We start from the raw sequence: 16,965 nt of genomic DNA, 5'->3' as shown, positions 1-16,965 counted from the left end.
ACTTCAACTCATTTACCGAATGAATAGATGGTGACGACAATAGCAGCCTTCAGTCCGAAAGGAAGGGGAAAAGCGTTTCAGAATACAACATGCGATGGGTGATATTTTACGCAGAATAAAGGATAAAGATTGCAGGCTTATTATTTTTAACAGAAATGATTAATGCGGCGTTTTAGTTGCAATGAGATAGGAGGAATGGCGAAGCATATCAAGATAGGTATCGATGAATCTGCCGGCATTGGCTTCTAAATCAAAGCTTTCCGGTATAAATAACCAGTTTTCCATCAGACCCGTGATGTAAGCGCGCAGGATAATGGCCGCCTGGCGGGTATCCAGTTCGGCGGGCAACTGTTTTTCATCAATGCAGCGCAGCAGAATACGTTCAATTTTACCGTACCCTTCCATATAAAGTGATTTGCGCGCTTCGTGTACCGACGTCATCTCCCCAACAAATTCACATTTATGGAATATAATCTCCATCAGTGCTTTACGTTGTGTATCGGTCACCGTAGAAACAAGAATGTAAATTAAGATTTCGCGCAAAATGCGCAGTGGATTATTCGGAAACTTTGTCTGATACTCTACTTCGAGCACTTTTATACGGGATTCATAGGCTTCCCAAATCGCGTTAAACAGTTCTACTTTGTTCCTGAAATGCCAATAAATTGCGCCCCGCGTCACACCGGCTGCATTCGCAATATCAGTCAGTGATGTCGACGATACCCCACGGGCAGAAAACTCTCGCACAGCAGCATCCAGAATCTGTTGTCTGGTTTCCAGCGCCTGTGATTTGGTTTTTCGTGCCATAGGTTTATCTTTCAGGGGAGTTTGATTTACATACATTCTTGAATGTATGTAACATAGCATGCACATACTAAAAGCGCAGCAATGGATTTGGAATGTTGTGATCCATTGGACAATTTGAAATCGGACACTTGAGGTTTATTTATGAACAAAAACAGAGGGTTAACGCCTCTGGCGGTAGTTCTGATGCTATCCGGAAGCATAGCACTTACAGGATGTAACGATAAAGAAGCTCAACAAGGCGCACCCCATGCTCCGCAGGTTGGCGTCGTTACCCTGAAAACTGAACCGCTGAATGTGACTACCGAACTTCCAGGTCGTACTGCTGCTTTCCGCATTGCTGAAGTACGTCCGCAAGTTGGCGGTATCATTCTGAAACGCAACTTTGTTGAAGGCAGCGAAGTCAAAGCTGGCACCTCTTTATATCAAATTGATCCAGCCACTTATCAGGCCGCGTATGACAGCGCTAAAGGCGATCTGGTTAAAGCTCAGGCCAACGCACAGATTTCCCGCGTGACCGTGAATCGCTACAAACCTCTGCTCGGCACCAACTACATCAGTAAGCAGGATTACGACACCGCAGTCGCAACCGCTGCGCAAGCTGATGCTGCCGTGGTCAGTGCTAAAGCGGCCGTCGAAACCGCCCGTATCAATCTGGCATACACCAAAGTCACCTCCCCTATCAGCGGACGTATCGGTATTTCGTCTGTGACTGAAGGTGCGCTGGTGTCAAACGGTCAGGCGACTGCGCTGGCGACCGTGCAACAACTCGATCCTATCTACGTTGACGTGACTCAGTCGAGCAACGATTTCCTGCGTCTGAAACAGGAACTGGCTGACGGCTCCCTGAAACAAGCCAACGGTAAAGCACAAGTCAAACTGCTGATGGACAACGGTAAGGAATATTCACAGGCGGGTACATTAGAATTCTCTGATGTGACTGTTGATGAAACCACGGGCTCTATTACGCTGCGTGCCATCTTCCCGAATCCACAGGACTCACTGCTGCCAGGTATGTTTGTGCGCGCGCGTCTGGATGAAGGCGTAAACAACAACGCTCTGCTGGTTCCTCAGCAAGGTATTACCCGTAACCCACGTGGTGATGCAACGGCGATGGTGATTGGTGCTGACAATAAAGTTGAGCTTCGTACCGTGACGACCACACAAGCAATCGGCGATAAATGGGTTGTGACCGATGGCCTGAAAAGTGGCGATAAAGTCATCGTAACAGGTCTGCAAAAAATTAAGCCGGGCGTACAGGTTACTGCACAGGAAGTTGATCAAAAAGCAGCTGCATCCGATACAGCGACGAAGTCTTAATAGGAGCCGGTAATTCATGGCTAAGTTTTTTATAGATCGTCCCATCTTTGCATGGGTGATCGCCATCATCATCATGTTGGCAGGGGCATTGGCAATTCTTAAATTGCCTATCGCACAGTATCCAACGGTTGCGCCACCGGCTATCCAGCTGACCGCAACTTATCCGGGCGCCGATGCGCAAACGGTTCAGGATACGGTCACCCAGGTTATTGAACAGAACATGAACGGTATCGACAACATGATGTACATGTCGTCGACCAGTGACTCTTCAGGTACTGTCCAGATCACTCTTACGTTTGCTTCCGGTACCGATGCGGATATCGCACAGGTTCAGGTTCAGAACAAACTGCAGCTGGCAACGCCATTGCTGCCGCAGGAAGTTCAGCAACAGGGTATTTCCGTAGAGAAATCGAGCAGCAGCTTCCTGATGGTCGCAGGCTTTATTTCTAACAACGGCACAATGACGCAGGATGATATCGCCGACTACGTGGGTTCGAACATCAAAGACCCGGTCAGCCGTACATCAGGCGTAGGTGACGTTCAGCTGTTTGGTGCTCAGTACGCAATGCGTATCTGGATGGATCCAAACAAACTGAACAACTTCCAGCTGACGCCGGTTGATGTCATCAATGCCATTAAAATCCAGAACAACCAGATTGCAGCAGGTCAGCTCGGTGGTACACCGCCGGTTCCTGGTCAGCAGCTGAACTCCTCTATCGTGGCTCAGACACGTCTGAAGTCCGCCGATGAGTTCGGTAAAATCATTCTGAAAGTGAATCAGGACGGCTCTCAGGTTCGCCTAAAAGACGTGGCGAAGATTGAACTGGGTGGTGAAAACTACGACGTTATTGCCCGCTTCAACGGACAACCTGCTTCCGGTTTGGGTATCAAACTGGCGACCGGCGCGAACGCCCTTGATACAGCAGCATCGGTCAAGGCAACGCTGGCTAAACTGCAGCCGTTCTTCCCGGCAGGCCTGGAAGTTGTTTATCCTTATGACACCACGCCGTTTGTAAAAATCTCGATTAAAGAAGTGGGTAAAACACTGTTCGAGGCCATCGTCCTGGTATTCCTGGTGATGTTCTTGTTCCTGCAAAACTTCCGCGCAACGCTGATCCCAACGATTGCCGTTCCGGTGGTATTGCTCGGTACGTTTGCCGTCCTTTCTGCGTTTGGCTATTCGATAAACACCCTGACGATGTTCGGGATGGTGCTCGCGATAGGCTTGCTCGTCGATGACGCCATCGTCGTGGTCGAGAACGTCGAGCGCGTCATGGTTGAAGATGGGCTGCCACCGAAAGAAGCTACCAAGAAATCCATGGAGCAAATCCAGGGTGCACTGGTGGGGATCGCGATGGTGCTGTCCGCAGTATTCATCCCGATGGCCTTCTTCGGCGGTTCGACCGGGGTTATCTATCGTCAGTTCTCCATCACCATCGTATCTGCCATGGTGCTGTCGGTTCTGGTGGCAATGATCCTGACGCCTGCGCTTTGTGCGACCATGCTTAAGCCGATTGCCAAAGGCGAGCACCACGAGAAGAAAGGTTTCTTCGGCTGGTTTAACAAGAAATTCGAGCAAAGTACGCACCACTACACCGACAGCGTGGGCAACATTCTGCGCAGCACGGGTCGTTATCTGGTGATTTACCTGCTGATCGTTGTCGGCATGGCATTCCTGTTCATTCGCCTGCCAACCTCCTTCCTTCCGGAAGAAGACCAGGGCGTATTCCTGACCATGGCACAGTTGCCTGCAGGTGCGACCCAGGAACGTACACAGAAAGTGCTCGATGAAGTCAGCGATTACTATCTGACGAAAGAAAAAGCCAACGTGAACTCCGTGTTTACTGTTAACGGCTTTGGTTTCGCGGGTCGTGGTCAGAACACCGGTATCGCGTTCGTCAGTCTTAAAGACTGGTCTGAGCGTAGCGGCGCTGAAAACAAAGTTCCTGCGATTGCAGGCCGCGCAATGGGCGCATTCAGCACCATTAAAGATGCACTGGTGTTCCCGTTCAACTTACCGGCAATTGTTGAGTTGGGTACGGCGACAGGCTTCGACTTCCAGCTGATTGACCAGGCTAACCTTGGGCATGACAAACTGACGCAGGCACGTAACCAGTTGCTGGGCATGATTGCTGAGCATCCGGACTTGCTGACTCAGGTTCGTCCGAACGGTCTGGAAGATACTCCACAATATAAAATCGAAATTGATCAGGAAAAAGCTACGGCGCTTGGCGTGTCTATTTCCGACATCAACACCACGTTAGGTGCTTCGATTGGTGGTAGCTACGTCAACGACTTCATCGACCGTGGTCGCGTGAAGAAAGTGTACGTGCAGGCTGAAAATAAGTACCGCATGTTGCCTTCAGACATTAACAATCTGTACGTCCGCGGCAGCGCGGGTCAGATGGTGCCATTCTCCGCGTTCTCCAGCGCGAAATGGGAATACGGTTCACCGCGTCTGGAACGTTATAACGGTTTGCCATCGATGGAAATCCTTGGTCAGCCAGCTCCGGGCAAGAGTAGTGGTGATGCGATGGCGATGATGGAGTCTCTGGCTTCTAAACTGCCAAGCGGCATCGGCTATGACTGGACAGGTCTGTCTTATCAGGAACGTTTATCCGGTAACCAGGCTCCGGCGTTGTACGCTATCTCGCTGATTGTCGTGTTCCTGTGTCTGGCGGCGTTGTATGAGAGCTGGTCGATTCCGTTCTCGGTCATGCTGGTCGTTCCACTTGGTGTTGTGGGTGCGCTTCTGGCAGCAACGATGCGCGGTCTGAGCAACGACGTTTACTTCCAGGTGGGTCTGTTAACCACCATAGGGCTGTCAGCGAAGAACGCCATATTGATTGTTGAGTTCGCCAAAGACCTCATGGATAAAGAAGGTAAAGGACTGATTGAGTCAACGCTGGAAGCCGTCCGTATGCGTCTGCGTCCGATACTGATGACGTCACTGGCCTTCATCCTCGGTGTAATGCCGCTGGTTATCAGCTCCGGCGCAGGTTCCGGTTCTCAGAACGCCGTAGGTACCGGCGTTATGGGCGGGATGATCACGGCAACGCTGTTGGCGATCTTCTTTGTTCCAGTCTTCTTCGTGGTGGTTCGCCGCCGCTTCGGTAAGAAGAATGAAGACATTGAACATACGCATAAAGTAGAGCATCCGACGCTGTAACCGGATCCCCTACCCTGACGAAAGGCCGCTTATGCGGCCTTTTTTTTCGTCTGATGCTTGAACATGAAAACAGATGGGCGCATACTTATTGTTATAGTATAACATAACATTTAGAGGCATTATGAAACCCGCTATCCATCCTGCTCACCGCACGGTTGTATTTCACGACACCAGCGCTAACGAATACTTCAAAGTCGGTTCGACCATCTCGACTGACCGTACCATTGATCTGGAAGGTGTCACTTTCCCCTATATCACTATTGAAGTGTCTTCCGCATCGCATCCGTACTACACCGGCAAGCAGAAAGAGTATTCAAAAGAAGGCAGCACCGCACGCTTCAACCAGCGTTTCGGCAGCTTCCTCGGTAAGAAGTAATCAGCATCAGGGAGAATTTTTATGCAGGTTCTGAGTTCACTACGTTCGGCTAAAAAACGTCATCCGGATTGCCGCGTTGTTCGTCGTAAAGGGCGGATTTATGTGATTTGCAAAAGCAATCCACGGTTTAAAGCCGTGCAAGGCAAGAAGAAAAAACGCTAAGCGCTGTCTCATACGGCCTTACGCCTGAAAAAACAAAAGCCCCGTCGCTTGCCCGACGGGGCTTTTTCTATGCTAAGACATGATGTAAATCTCCCCACGTACAAACCGTGGGGAGGGTAGATCTTATTTCATGCTGGCGACAATTGTCTCAACATTATGTTTGAACGCTTTGACGTAAGTCGTTGCCGGGCCTTGTGGCCCTGACAGCGCTTCCGGATACAACTCCCCACCCGGTTGTGCTCCGCTGGCGGCAGCAATCTGCTTTACCAGGCGCGGATCGGTCTGATTCTCGATGAAATAGGTTTTTACCTTCTCATCTTTGATCTGCTTAATCAAAGACGCCACACCGCTGGCGCTGGCTTCCGATTCAGTTGAAAAGCCTACCGGCGCCATAAAACTCACATGGTATTCCTGACCGAAATAACCGAAAGCATCATGGCTTGTCAGGACTTTACGTTTTGACTGAGGAATACCGGCGAACTCGGTTTTCGCCCACGAATCCAGTTTTTGCAGTTGTTCAATGTAGGCCTTGCCACGCTGACGGAAATAATCAGCATCTTGCGGATCGGCTTTGATCAACGCATTCATCACGTTGGTCGCATAAATCACGCCATTTGCCATACTGTTCCAGGCATGTGGATCCGTGATTTGCTTTCCGTCTTCTTCCATTTTACGGGAATTGACACCTTCAGATGCCGTCACCAGATGGCCTTTGTAGCCCGATGCCGTCACCAGACGATCGATCCAACCTTCCAGCCCTAAGCCACTGACGAAAACGACATCAGAGGCATTAATGGCTTTGCTGTCCTTTGGCGAGGGTTCGAAACTGTGCGGATCACCATCCGGTCCCACCAGCGAAGTGACCTTCACGTGCTCGCCTCCCACCTCCTGAACAATGTCACCCAGAATAGAAAAACTGGTGACCGCATTCACGGTTTTCGCCATCGCCAGCGGGCTCGACAGCAGGGCAGCTACTGCGAGTGATACAGGTAATACTTTCATCATGTCCCCTTAATTGTGGTACTGCATTTTCATTGTTTTACTGCTAACAACGCGAGGCCGTTAACATCCCGCCCCGCCTTCCAAATAATACTGAAATAAAGAAAATCACCGTTGCGCTGAGGACGATCGCCGGTCCGGCGGGCAATGAGGCGTAATAAGACCAGATCAGCCCGACAACGCTGGAGAGGATGCCGATAATCATCGCGCTCAGAAGAGTGTGAGGTAAATCCCGTGCCCAGAATCGCGCGCTGGCCGCGGGTAACATCATCAACCCGACGGACATCAGCGTGCCGAGGATTTGAAAACCGGCCACCAGATTGATCACCACCAGCGCCAGAAAAATGCCGTGGATCACCGCCAGCCATTTTCCGGCGCTGACCCGCAAGAATAACGAGTCAAAAGACTCAATCACCAGTGCGCGATAAATGCAGGCAAGCATCAGTAATGACGCGCTGCTGATGATCCCAACCATGATCATTGCGGAAGAATCGATGGCCAAAATGGAGCCAAAAAGCACATGCAGCAGGTCAACGCTCGACCCCCGCAACGAAACCAAGGTGACGCCCAGGGCAAGCGAGCCAAGATAGAAACCGGCAAAGCTGGCATCTTCTTTCAATTGCGTTTTACGACTCACCAGCCCCGATAACATCGCGACCGCCAACCCGGCAATAAATCCGCCAATGCCCATCGCCACCAGTGACATACCCGAAATCAGATAACCGATCGCAGCACCCGGTAAAACGGCATGAGAAAGCGCATCACCCACCAGGCTCATGCGACGTAACAGAAGGAAAACACCCAAAGGCGTGGCGCTTATCGATAACGCAATACACGCGATCAAAGCACGGCGCATGAATCCGAATTCAATAAACGGGTCGGCAAGCAAATGGAAAAGCATCATGAATTTGCGACTCCCGCCGCCAGAGCGAAAGGTTCTACCGAGACACAGGCATGCGACGGGTTGGGGAAATGGCTCAGAACCTCGCGGGCGCTTCCCCACAGATTCTGCTGAGCACTGAGGTAGAGCACGTCAGGAAAATGCCGCGCTACCATAGAAATATCATGCAAAACCGCGATGACGGTCTTACCTTCCTGATGCCATTGCGCAATCACCTTTAACAACAGCGCGGTGGTCTGGCTGTCAATGCCGGTAAAAGGCTCATCAAGCATAATCAGGGGCGCCTGCTGGACCAGCAAGCGGGCAAACAAGGTGCGTTGCAGCTGTCCGCCGGAGAGCAAACCTACCGGGTAATGTTCCATTCCGGTCATTCCGACGGTTTCCAGCGCCTGCGCAACATTTGCCGCCGACTGCCGGTTAATACCCCCAAATAAACCGCTCTGCGGCCAGCACCCCATGGCGACAAGATCCACAACGCTGATGGGAAATCCGCGATCCAGTTCAGTCTGCTGAGGTAAATAGGCCAGGCGCGGCCGCTGGCCCTGACTGAAGGTAAAATCTCCCGTAATCGCCTGTTGCAGGCCTGCCACTGTTTTTAAGAAAGTCGATTTACCGGCACCGTTCGCACCAATCACCGCCGTGAGCGAACCCGTTAAAAATCGTCCACTTAGCGGCATCGCAACAGCGCGGCGGTCATAGCCGACTTCAAGGTTGTTAACGAAAATCATGGTAGCGAAATCGCCCAGTAAATTGCGGTCCAGAGAACAACGAGCACGGCCAAAACCCCCATGCAGCGTAGTGGCGAAGAAATGGTAAAGAGTGTTTTAGTCATGGCGCCCTCAAATAGTTATAATATAACATCACATGAAGGCATTTTTATCAATACATGAACTGTTTCAGTTTCTTAACGGCGTGAAGTCCCCCAAAACTGTAAGAAAAGGGTAAAAAATAATGTACATATCCTAAACATGATGAAAATCAACTGACTATGCGTAAAGGCATTGGAAATTTTTTTTTCCACTAAATCCACAGAATACTCAAAGTATGTAATAATGAAGAGATACAGGTTTAGAGGATAAAAGGCGTGCGGAAAATCATTCCCGGTAATATTTATGGGCAAAATCCGTCTCTTAAAACGTTACAAGAGATTATTGAACGTTCTTTATCTGAAATTGAAGAACCTTTAATTGGCGATTTATCTTATTTTTCTGAAAATGCCCGTTATGAGCCGAATTCCATGGAAATCGTGTCTATAACTCAAACAGGCGAAAGCATATATTCAATGAGTTACAGGTTCAAATGGACGATTTTCAATGGATGCCTGGACATTAATGCTGATGAATTCACAACGCAAAATGTCACATTCTCAGTCACCCCTGAAGGGCTTGAGTTTGATATTATTGATATGTCCAGAGGAACAACTTCAGACGAATTGTAAGTTTGAGTAATACGTTTGCACAGCGTTCTAAAAATGAATTATATTTAAACCGTTGACTGTAGAATTATCCCATGTAAAACCTCCTGTCTGAGTCCGTTTTATTGTGATTGTTACTGATGTTTAACTCATGATGTGTAGTTCTTAAAAAGTGTAGTGAGAGCTGTTTCCTGTAAGCCATTAAGTTTTGTTGTTTACTCACAGAGTGTTATCAACACCGAATAAACCATTACGGAGGGGATGATATGGATGAGTACTCGCCTAAGCGGCACGATATCGCTCAGTTACGATTCCTGAATGAAATGTTGTATGATGAAGGGATTGCGACACTGGGTGACAGTCATCATGGTTGGGTCAACGACCCTACATCAGCTGTTAACCTGCAACTCAACGAACTGATAGAACACATTGCATCTTTTGTGATGAGTTTTAAAATTAAGTACCCCGACGATAACCATTTAAGTGATCTGGTTGAAGAGTATCTGGATGATACCTACACCCTCTTCAGTAATTATGGAATTAACGATTCTGATTTACGCCAATGGCAAAAGACCAAAAAGCGATTATTCAGAATGTTCTCAGGGGACTACATCTGTACCCTAATGAAGACTTGAGTAATAATTTATATGTTGTCATCAGAACAAAATGAAAAGGCTACGATGAACAAAATCGACTATTTGATGCGTTTAAGAAAATGCACCACTATTGATACGCTTGAACGTGTTATTGAAAAAAATAAGTATGAGCTTTCCGACGACGAACTCGAATTGTTTTACTCGGCAGCTGACCATCGTCTGGCTGAACTGACGATGAATAAGCTGTACGATAAAATCCCCGTTGCCGTATGGAAGTTTGTACGTTAAGTGCTTGCACTGAGCCGAATTATCGTGCGGCTCAGTGTTTATTATTTCAGCAATACTACGTTAGCGTTGTTAAACAATTTTCCTCACAGCACTCTTTCATTCTTTTCTTTGATTCGTTGATGAAACGTCTTTAAGAGAAATTGAAAACACTGTTCTGTTTTTGCCGATCGTAATGGAACCGGTTTACGCATCATGGCGACCGTTCGGCTTAACATCGGCTGCTGCAAGTGAATCACCGTTAATTCATTATCGTTCAGCGTTGCCGTGTATAATTCCGGTAAAATCGCCAATGCCATGCGCGACCGCACCAGTCCATATAACGTTTCCTGAAAATCTACCCGGTAACTGACGCGTAAATTCAGATGATGACTCTCATTCATCGCCGTCACCAGCCTGCTCACATTCCCTTTTGAAAACAACGCAATGTCCCTTTTTGCCAGTTGCCGCCACGGGATGTTATGCCCTTCTGCCAGCGCGTCATCACGCCTGATCACCACGACAAACGGATCTTCGAGCAGCGGATATATTGCTATCGATCCCGGTACGGTACTGTCGGTAGCACCGATACCAAAATCAACAGAACCGTTCTCGAGTTCCAATAATAATGCGTCATTTGTCAGGTCATGGAATTCCACACGCATATCAGGGAAATATTCAGATAATAATTGTGGCACCGCCGGAAATAATAATGTGCTGACTGAAGGCACTAATCCGATACGTAAAGTTCCATCTCCGCCCTGATGCATAATTTGCTGCATATCATCGAACACGCTGTGAGCAGTATTCAATAAGCGTTCTGCATACGGCAGCACAGCTTCTCCCTGCTCAGTGAGACTGACGTTCTGCGCCGTCCGGTGCAATAACTTCCCACCCAACACGGATTCAATTTGTCGCAGCGCACTGCTTAACGCAGGTTGGCTGATTGCCAGACGGTTCGCCGTTTCAGTAAAACTGCGCAATTGCGCCAGCGTCACAAAATATTGAATTTGCTTGAGAGACAGCGCAGGCAGACGACGCCAGGGTTCAGACATAATGTGCAGAGGTTCCGGTCAAAATAGAAAACGTTTGCCCAGCATAACCGCATCTTATAATCGGATAAAATAAATCATCTGTGCAAAGCCCCTTCCTCTCCCTACATTAGCCACATCATCCTGCAAATCCGGAAACTGCTATGACCGAGAACCTCGCTTCCCTGCCCTTACGCCAGCGGGCGATTGATGCCGCATTAGGGAAAATTCCTTTTGACCATTTGCTGATCAACGCAAAGATCGTCGACATGGTGACGGGTGAGATCCGTGATGCAGACGTGGGTCTGGTCGGTCACATGATTGCCAGTGTCCACCCGCGTGGAAAATTTACCCGGTCGGAAAATATTGATGACTTATCAGGTCTTTATCTTTCACCCGGCCTTATCGATACCCATGTTCACATTGAAAGCTCCCACCTGCCTCCTGAAAAATATGCGGAGATCGTTGTCGCTCAGGGGACGACGACCGTGTTTTGGGATCCCCATGAGCTGGCAAATGTGCTGGGCGTGGCCGGCGTTGAGTACGCAGTCAAAGCCAGCCGGGGTTTGCCATTGCGTGTGATCTGCGCGGCGCCTTCCAGCGTGCCCTCAACGCCGGGTCTGGAAATGTCGGGGGCGGATTTCAAAGGCAAGGAAATGCAAACCATGCTGAGCTGGCCCGAAGTTGCCGGCGTCGCGGAGGTCATGGATATGTATGGCGTGCTGAACGGCAGCGAACGCATGATGGAAATCCTTGATGCCGGATTACGCAGCGGCAAACTGATCGAAGGCCATGCGCGCGGGCTTAAAGACGAGCAGCTCCAGGCCTATCTGGCGGCAGGTGTGACTTCCGATCATGAACTGACCTCGGCGGAGGATGCGCTGGAGAAATTGCGCGCAGGCCTGACTCTGCAAATTCGTGGTTCTCATCCTTATCTGCTGCCGGATATTGCCGCCGCTCTGCTGGCCTTACCGCACCTTTCCTCGCAAATTACGCTGTGTACTGACGACGTACCACCCGATCATCTGCTGGAAAAAGGCGGACTGATCGCGCTGGTCAAACTGCTGATCTCCTTTGGCTTACGTGCTGAAGACGTGTTGAGAATGGCGACATTTAACGCCGCCATCCGTATGCGCCGCTCAGATCTCGGGCTGATTGCCGCAGGCCGCACTGCTGACATTATTGCATTCGACTCTCTTGAGACGCTCAACCCGCGCAAAGTGTATGTCGCCGGAAACTGCGTTGCAGAACACGGGAAAATGTTATTCAGCCCCGCTGTCGCCAGTGACGTTATCCCGCCACGCGACACCATGCGCCTGCAAAAAGTGGCCGAAGCTGATTTCCATTTAAAAATCCCCGGACTGAAAAAAGGTAAGGCGCGCTTACGTAACATCAAGGGCGCTCGCTTCACGCAATGGAGCGAAGTGATTGTGGAAGTCAAAAGCGGAGTCGTACAAATTCCGGAAGGTTTCAGCCTGATTTGGCTACAGCACCGGCATGGGCGTCATGAAGCCACGCCGAAAATGGCGTTGCTGGAAGGCTGGGGAGAATTACGCGGAGCGATAGCCACCTCTTACTCCCATGACTCACATAATCTCGTGGTTATTGGCCGTCATCCCGCCGACATGATGCTGGCCGCCAATCAGCTGATCGCCAGCGGCGGCGGTATGGCGCTGAGCCAGAACGCGACGTTGCTGGCCAGTGTCGATATGCCAATTGCCGGAATGCTCTCAGATTTACCCGCAGACGTGTTGGCCGCACAGTTTAAAAACCTTCGCGAGCTTAGCGCGCAGATCGCTGACTGGGAACCGCCGTACCGGGTCTTTAAAGCGATCGAAGGAACCTGTCTCGCCTGTAATGCAGGGCCACATCTGACGGATTTAGGGCTGACGGATGGCGGATTGCGCGAGATTGTCGATCCTGTTTTGGAAATCTGGCCCGACGAGGCCTGATCTTTATTAATAAGAAACACAAAAAAACAGCACGCACCACTCATTAATGACGATGTTCAGGGGAATTTTATGACCGACAGCTCTGTGAAAAATGTGACAGCCTCATCGGGTGAAAGCTGGTTGCAGCGCCGCTTTCAGCTTCGTCAGCGGGATACAAAAGCGAAAACCGAATGTCTGGCCGGGATCACCGGTTTTCTGGCAGCGGCTTATTTGCTGATAGTGATCCCCGGTCTGCTGGCGGCGGGTGGCATGGATAAAGGAGCCGCCACCACCGGCGTCATTTTGGTATTTGTGTTGGGCTCTTTGCTGATGGCGTTCTACGCGAACCTGCCGTTTATGGTTGGCCCTGGCATCGGCGGTTCGGTACTGGTCGGTATTACGCTGGCCGGAGACGGTATCACCTGGCCAATTGCGCTGGGCATTGCCTGCTGGTCCGGGATCCTATTTTTTGTGATGACAGTATTCGGCCTGCGTGAAGTCGTCACCCGCTCGGTTCCGCAATCCATCAAACTGGGTCTGACGGCGTCGATCGGTATTTTCGTCGCGCTGCTGGGTTTTCGTAATGCAGGCCTGGTGCTGGCCAATGCCAAAACGCACGCGCTGGCACTGGGAGATTTCACTTCTCCGGGTGCGCTGATTGCTTTGCTGGGTTTGCTGGTGGCGGTGGGTTTACAGGCTCGTAAAATCCCCGGTGCTATTCTCTGGGCGATTCTGCTGGCAACGGTAGCCGGGATCCCGTTTGGCGTAACGCATTTACCTGAACAGTGGATCGCTTTGCCACATTCTCTCGCCCCGCTTTGGGGGAAAGTCGATCTGACTGGCGCCATCAATATCGCCTTCCTGCCATTTCTGTTTATCTTTTTCGCCTCAGAATTCTTCTCAACCATGGGCACCACGCTGGCGGTGGGCGGTGAAGCCGGACTGCTGGATGAACACGGCAACATGCCGCACATCAACCGGCCATTTATGGTGGATTCGATTGCTGCGGCGCTGGGTCCGGTTGTCGGTATTCCTGCGGCAACCGCATTAATCGAATCCTCAGCGGCGGCTGAAGCGGGCGGGAAAACAGGTCTGACGGCGCTGGCGGCGGCGGTGATGTTCCTGCTGATGCTGCTGTTCACGCCGGTGGCAATGATGATCCCCAAAGAAGCGACCGCACCGGCGCTGATCCTCATCGGCCTGAATATGTTCAGTAATTTGCGCAAAGTGGACTTAGCGAATTTCACCGATGCTTTACCGGTGCTGCTCATGGTGATGATTACCCTGATTTCCAACAGTTTTGGTACGGGCATCGCGGGCGGATTGCTGTTTTACATCATCATCAACGTGGTGGCAGGAAAAATGCGCGAAGTGCCGACAGGGCTGTATATCCTGGCGATCCCGCTGGTGTATTACTTCACGACGCTGGTGCATCACTGAAACAAAAGAAAAAAGAGGATGAGGTCTGGAATTGAAAAGAGAAGGCGTAAAGTTTGCGGGGCCTGAAATGGTGGAGGCCCTGCCAGCTACATCCCGGCACACACGACACCTGCTATGGCTGCTTCCTTCCGGACCTGACCGAGTTAACAAGTTAGTGTTGCGGGAGAACCAACAGGGCCCCCATTGTCGTTGTTGGCTTCACTTCTCTTTACGGGAGAACTGAAGCGGTGGGCATTATCAGTGATGCCCACCGCAAAAGCAAGTTAACCGCCGACAACCGGTGTTTTCTTAAACAACAGCGCCGAAACTCGCCTGTCTGAGAGGCAAAATTACGTCATACTGTCCGGCAGACACTGAGGAGGATGTAATGTCGGAGCCGGATAACTTTCGTCAGCGCGTATTTCAAATTATAGCGGCTATCCCCGCAGGCCAGGTCACAACGTACGGTAATGTGGCACAACTGGCAGGATCGCCACGCGCTGCCCGTCAGGTTGGCGGCGTGCTCAAGAAATTGCCCGAAGGCAGCACCCTTCCCTGGCACCGCGTGATTAACCGCCACGGCGAGATTTCACTGCAAGGTGAAGATTTTAAACGCCAGCGTCAGGCGCTTCTGGCCGAAGGCGTCGTCTTTAGTAAAGGCAAAATCGATTTAGAGAAGTATGGCTGGAAGTGGTAATGCACATAAAAAAACACCGCCGGAGCGGTGTTTATTGTTACAGCACGGGCATTAATAAGCAGGCGACGGAGCGACTGCGCTGACCGGTGCCGGAGCGGTGCCTAATCCTGTCGGTTCAGACGGGTTGCTCAGTGGCCCTAATGCACCCGGCTTGGTGGCAACAGGAACCGAGACAACCGGGACAAGTTGCAGATCCGCACGTGTACCCTGTCCATTATTAATCACTTCTTTAATGGAGTCAGTCACGAAGGTCATCTGACCATTGATAGTCACCGCCGCACTCAGGATAACGTGTGAGTTCGGTGGAATGTCCTGCGGGTTATACGGCAGGATAAACGTGAAGGGTGCCTGCTTACCCTGCGTTCTCGCCACTTTCTGCGAGATCACACGCGATGGTGCATCCGCAACAGAGGCATCGGACAATGTCACGGTCAGTACCGCATCAGGCGGCAACGCCACACGCTGAGCGATAAACACACTACCGGATACGTTTGGCCCCGTTATCGCGGGTTGGGTGGCCGGACTGGCTGCCGTATTCACCGGAGCCTGCTGCGCGGGTGCCTCATGATGCTGTGCGCATCCGGCAAGAGTCAGAGACAGCGCGGTTCCACCTACTATCTGCCAAAGTTTCATAGATCGTACTCCCTTTTTATTATTCGCTTGTCGACAAGCTGTAATAAACGCCGACATGAAAATGGTTTCTTTAACCAGCGTACCTGTTAATCATGGCACAATAATCTGAATTTTTCCTCCCGGTGGCTAAACAGGTCTTCTGAGCGCCCTTAAGATCCTCTATCATTAACAGGTTAGACCTGTGCTTTTGCTGCGCTTACGGGCTGCATCAGGCATGAATTAACCGGTAACTTTCATGAGGCCACTATGAGTCAGGCGTTAATAAATCTGCTGGATCTTCTGGATCTGGAAAAAATCGAAGAAGGGCTGTTTCGTGGTCAAAGTGAGGATCTGGGCTTGCGCCAGGTCTTTGGCGGGCAGGTTGTCGGGCAGGCACTCTACGCAGCCAAACAAACGGTGCCGGTTGATCGCGGGATCCACTCGTTCCACAGTTACTTTTTACGTCCGGGTGACAGCAGTAAACCGATCATCTATGACGTGGAAAACTTGCGCGACGGCAACAGTTTCAGCGCCCGTCGTGTGAAAGCGGTACAAAACGGTAAACCTATTTTCTACATGACAGCCTCTTTCCAGAGTCATGAAGAGGGTTTTGAACATCAAAACACCATGCCTGATGTACCGCCGCCGGAGTCACTGATTTCGGAGTCAGACATTGCCAAAAATCTTGCGCATCTGATCCCTGAAAAAATTCGTGATAAATTCCTCCGTCACCGGCCGATTGAAATGCGCCCGGTGAAATTCCATAACCCGCTGAAAGGCACTAAAGAAGAGCCGCACCGCGCGGTGTGGTTCCGCGCCAACGGCGAAATGCCTGATGATCTGCGCATCCATCAGTATCTGCTCGGTTATGCTTCAGACTTCAATTTCCTGCCGACCGCATTGCAACCGCACGGAATTGGTTTTCTGGAGCCTGGAATGCAGGTCGCGACCATCGATCATTCGATGTGGTTTCACCGGCCATTCCGTATGGACGACTGGCTTCTTTACGCAGTTGAAAGTACATCAGCTTCCGGTGCCCGTGGTTTTGTACGCGGTCAGTTCTACACCCGCGAAGGGGTGCTGGTTGCCACTACGGTGCAGGAAGGTGTGATCCGTCAGAGAACGGCAGAATAAGATTTTCAGTCTGAAAATCAGGCATTAAAAAGGGGCGATAGTGATATCGCCCCTTTTGCTATTCATCATTATTTTTAGTTTTGGTACTGCCGTTCAGAAAGCGTTAGCGCACTGCCTTCTCTGAATTTATATGACT

General features: G+C 50.6%; 17 protein-coding genes and 1 other RNA gene. 11 read left to right on the top strand and 7 right to left on the bottom strand.

What is annotated here, in order from left to right; all coding sequences use genetic code 11:
- Positions 1–159: 159 nt before the first annotated feature.
- Positions 160–807: a multidrug efflux transporter transcriptional repressor AcrR gene (acrR, locus tag ACQZQY_RS10535; protein ID WP_056771163.1), complete on the bottom strand. Its 648-nt coding sequence runs from the start codon at positions 805–807 to the stop codon at positions 160–162.
- A 141-nt stretch (positions 808–948) separates the two neighbouring features.
- On the opposite strand from acrR, the gene ACQZQY_RS10530 reads away from it, so the two are divergent.
- From ACQZQY_RS10530 to ykgO, 4 genes are all read left to right on the top strand, one after another.
- Positions 949–2,124 carry an efflux RND transporter periplasmic adaptor subunit gene (locus ACQZQY_RS10530; RefSeq protein ID WP_056771160.1) on the top strand — a complete coding sequence of 392 codons (1,176 nt, stop codon included), beginning with the start codon at positions 949–951 and terminating at the stop codon, positions 2,122–2,124.
- A gap of 16 nt (positions 2,125–2,140) precedes the next feature.
- Positions 2,141–5,293, top strand: a complete 3,153-nt coding sequence (acrB, locus tag ACQZQY_RS10525) for a multidrug efflux RND transporter permease subunit AcrB (RefSeq protein ID WP_056771158.1) — start codon at positions 2,141–2,143, stop codon at positions 5,291–5,293.
- A gap of 121 nt (positions 5,294–5,414) precedes the next feature.
- Complete coding sequence (locus ACQZQY_RS10520) at positions 5,415–5,669, top strand: type B 50S ribosomal protein L31 (RefSeq protein ID WP_431297063.1); 255 nt, start codon at positions 5,415–5,417, stop codon at positions 5,667–5,669.
- A gap of 21 nt (positions 5,670–5,690) precedes the next feature.
- Positions 5,691–5,831 (top strand): type B 50S ribosomal protein L36, encoded by a 141-nt coding sequence (gene ykgO / locus ACQZQY_RS10515; protein WP_015698299.1) that lies wholly within the window; start codon positions 5,691–5,693, stop codon positions 5,829–5,831.
- A 123-nt stretch (positions 5,832–5,954) separates the two neighbouring features.
- Here the strand turns inward: ykgO and ACQZQY_RS10510 are convergent, their stop codons facing one another.
- From ACQZQY_RS10510 to ACQZQY_RS10500, 3 genes are read right to left on the bottom strand one after another with little or no spacing between them, the layout of a single operon-like run.
- Positions 5,955–6,833, bottom strand: coding sequence for a metal ABC transporter substrate-binding protein (locus ACQZQY_RS10510; protein ID WP_056771151.1), 879 nt, complete (start codon positions 6,831–6,833; stop codon positions 5,955–5,957).
- Positions 6,834–6,876: 43 nt separating this feature from the next.
- Complete coding sequence (locus ACQZQY_RS10505; RefSeq protein ID WP_056771149.1) at positions 6,877–7,734, bottom strand: metal ABC transporter permease; 858 nt, start codon at positions 7,732–7,734, stop codon at positions 6,877–6,879.
- A complete protein-coding gene (locus ACQZQY_RS10500; protein WP_431297062.1) occupies positions 7,731–8,459 on the bottom strand; it encodes a metal ABC transporter ATP-binding protein in 729 nt (242 codons plus the stop codon). The genes ACQZQY_RS10505 and ACQZQY_RS10500 overlap by 4 nt, the downstream gene beginning before the upstream one ends.
- A gap of 356 nt (positions 8,460–8,815) precedes the next feature.
- On the opposite strand from ACQZQY_RS10500, the gene ACQZQY_RS10495 reads away from it, so the two are divergent.
- The 3 genes from ACQZQY_RS10495 (at position 8,816) to ACQZQY_RS10485 (ending at position 10,029) form a co-directional block, all read left to right on the top strand.
- Positions 8,816–9,169, top strand: coding sequence for a hypothetical protein (locus tag ACQZQY_RS10495; protein WP_056771146.1), 354 nt, complete (start codon positions 8,816–8,818; stop codon positions 9,167–9,169).
- 242 nt (positions 9,170–9,411) lie between these two features.
- Positions 9,412–9,780: an Hha toxicity modulator TomB gene (tomB, locus tag ACQZQY_RS10490; RefSeq protein ID WP_056771141.1), complete on the top strand. Its 369-nt coding sequence runs from the start codon at positions 9,412–9,414 to the stop codon at positions 9,778–9,780.
- 45 nt (positions 9,781–9,825) lie between these two features.
- Positions 9,826–10,029, top strand: coding sequence for an HHA domain-containing protein (locus ACQZQY_RS10485; RefSeq protein ID WP_056771138.1), 204 nt, complete (start codon positions 9,826–9,828; stop codon positions 10,027–10,029).
- 83 nt (positions 10,030–10,112) lie between these two features.
- On the opposite strand, the gene ACQZQY_RS10480 is transcribed toward ACQZQY_RS10485, so the two are convergent.
- A complete protein-coding gene (locus tag ACQZQY_RS10480; protein ID WP_431297061.1) occupies positions 10,113–11,060 on the bottom strand; it encodes a LysR family transcriptional regulator in 948 nt (315 codons plus the stop codon).
- A gap of 140 nt (positions 11,061–11,200) precedes the next feature.
- Here ACQZQY_RS10480 and ACQZQY_RS10475 point away from each other — a divergent pair, with 140 nt between their 5' ends.
- Together ACQZQY_RS10475 and ACQZQY_RS10470 are read left to right on the top strand one after the other, a co-directional pair.
- Positions 11,201–12,988: an adenine deaminase gene (locus ACQZQY_RS10475; RefSeq protein ID WP_431297060.1), complete on the top strand. Its 1,788-nt coding sequence runs from the start codon at positions 11,201–11,203 to the stop codon at positions 12,986–12,988.
- Between the two features lie 69 nt (positions 12,989–13,057).
- A complete protein-coding gene (locus ACQZQY_RS10470; protein ID WP_390974569.1) occupies positions 13,058–14,407 on the top strand; it encodes an NCS2 family permease in 1,350 nt (449 codons plus the stop codon).
- A 77-nt stretch (positions 14,408–14,484) separates the two neighbouring features.
- Here ACQZQY_RS10470 and ffs read toward each other — a convergent pair.
- An RNA gene (ffs, locus tag ACQZQY_RS10465) (signal recognition particle sRNA small type) lies at positions 14,485–14,581 on the bottom strand.
- A gap of 193 nt (positions 14,582–14,774) precedes the next feature.
- On the opposite strand from ffs, the gene ACQZQY_RS10460 reads away from it, so the two are divergent.
- Positions 14,775–15,083 carry an MGMT family protein gene (locus ACQZQY_RS10460; RefSeq protein WP_421670443.1) on the top strand — a complete coding sequence of 103 codons (309 nt, stop codon included), beginning with the start codon at positions 14,775–14,777 and terminating at the stop codon, positions 15,081–15,083.
- 51 nt (positions 15,084–15,134) lie between these two features.
- Here the strand turns inward: ACQZQY_RS10460 and ACQZQY_RS10455 are convergent, their stop codons facing one another.
- Entirely contained in the window at positions 15,135–15,716 is a 582-nt protein-coding gene (locus tag ACQZQY_RS10455; protein WP_122096003.1) for a YbaY family lipoprotein, read from the bottom strand.
- A gap of 246 nt (positions 15,717–15,962) precedes the next feature.
- On the opposite strand from ACQZQY_RS10455, the gene tesB reads away from it, so the two are divergent.
- The gene (tesB, locus tag ACQZQY_RS10450) at positions 15,963–16,829 is read left to right on the top strand and encodes an acyl-CoA thioesterase II (RefSeq protein WP_056771119.1); all 867 of its coding nucleotides are present in this window, start codon (positions 15,963–15,965) and stop codon (positions 16,827–16,829) included.
- The last annotated feature ends 136 nt before the right edge of the window (positions 16,830–16,965 follow it).

It is taken from the genome of Rahnella sp. PAMC25559, from assembly GCF_050632365.1.
In the GTDB taxonomy this organism is placed as follows: Bacteria; Pseudomonadota; Gammaproteobacteria; order Enterobacterales; family Enterobacteriaceae; genus Rahnella; species Rahnella rivi.
Note: the sequence above shows the minus strand (reverse complement) of the source record. Positions and strands in the feature narration are given on the sequence as shown.

Excerpts from the sequence above, each read along its gene's own strand:
- ACQZQY_RS10480 (WP_431297061.1), bottom strand. The coding sequence starts at position 11,060 with ATGTCTGAACCCTGGCGTCGTCTGCCTGCGCTGTCTCTCAAGCAAATT.
- ACQZQY_RS10530 (WP_056771160.1), top strand. The coding sequence starts at position 949 with ATGAACAAAAACAGAGGGTTAACGCCTCTGGCGGTAGTTCTGATGCTA.
- tesB (WP_056771119.1), top strand. The coding sequence starts at position 15,963 with ATGAGTCAGGCGTTAATAAATCTGCTGGATCTTCTGGATCTGGAAAAA.
- acrR (WP_056771163.1), bottom strand. The coding sequence starts at position 807 with ATGGCACGAAAAACCAAATCACAGGCGCTGGAAACCAGACAACAGATT.
- ACQZQY_RS10520 (WP_431297063.1), top strand. The coding sequence starts at position 5,415 with ATGAAACCCGCTATCCATCCTGCTCACCGCACGGTTGTATTTCACGAC.
- ykgO (WP_015698299.1), top strand. The coding sequence starts at position 5,691 with ATGCAGGTTCTGAGTTCACTACGTTCGGCTAAAAAACGTCATCCGGAT.
- acrB (WP_056771158.1), top strand. The coding sequence starts at position 2,141 with ATGGCTAAGTTTTTTATAGATCGTCCCATCTTTGCATGGGTGATCGCC.
- ACQZQY_RS10460 (WP_421670443.1), top strand. The coding sequence starts at position 14,775 with ATGTCGGAGCCGGATAACTTTCGTCAGCGCGTATTTCAAATTATAGCG.
- ACQZQY_RS10470 (WP_390974569.1), top strand. The coding sequence starts at position 13,058 with ATGACCGACAGCTCTGTGAAAAATGTGACAGCCTCATCGGGTGAAAGC.
- ACQZQY_RS10505 (WP_056771149.1), bottom strand. The coding sequence starts at position 7,734 with ATGATGCTTTTCCATTTGCTTGCCGACCCGTTTATTGAATTCGGATTC.
- ACQZQY_RS10500 (WP_431297062.1), bottom strand. The coding sequence starts at position 8,459 with ATGATTTTCGTTAACAACCTTGAAGTCGGCTATGACCGCCGCGCTGTT.
- ACQZQY_RS10455 (WP_122096003.1), bottom strand. The coding sequence starts at position 15,716 with ATGAAACTTTGGCAGATAGTAGGTGGAACCGCGCTGTCTCTGACTCTT.
- ACQZQY_RS10510 (WP_056771151.1), bottom strand. The coding sequence starts at position 6,833 with ATGAAAGTATTACCTGTATCACTCGCAGTAGCTGCCCTGCTGTCGAGC.
- tomB (WP_056771141.1), top strand. The coding sequence starts at position 9,412 with ATGGATGAGTACTCGCCTAAGCGGCACGATATCGCTCAGTTACGATTC.
- ACQZQY_RS10485 (WP_056771138.1), top strand. The coding sequence starts at position 9,826 with ATGAACAAAATCGACTATTTGATGCGTTTAAGAAAATGCACCACTATT.
- ACQZQY_RS10475 (WP_431297060.1), top strand. The coding sequence starts at position 11,201 with ATGACCGAGAACCTCGCTTCCCTGCCCTTACGCCAGCGGGCGATTGAT.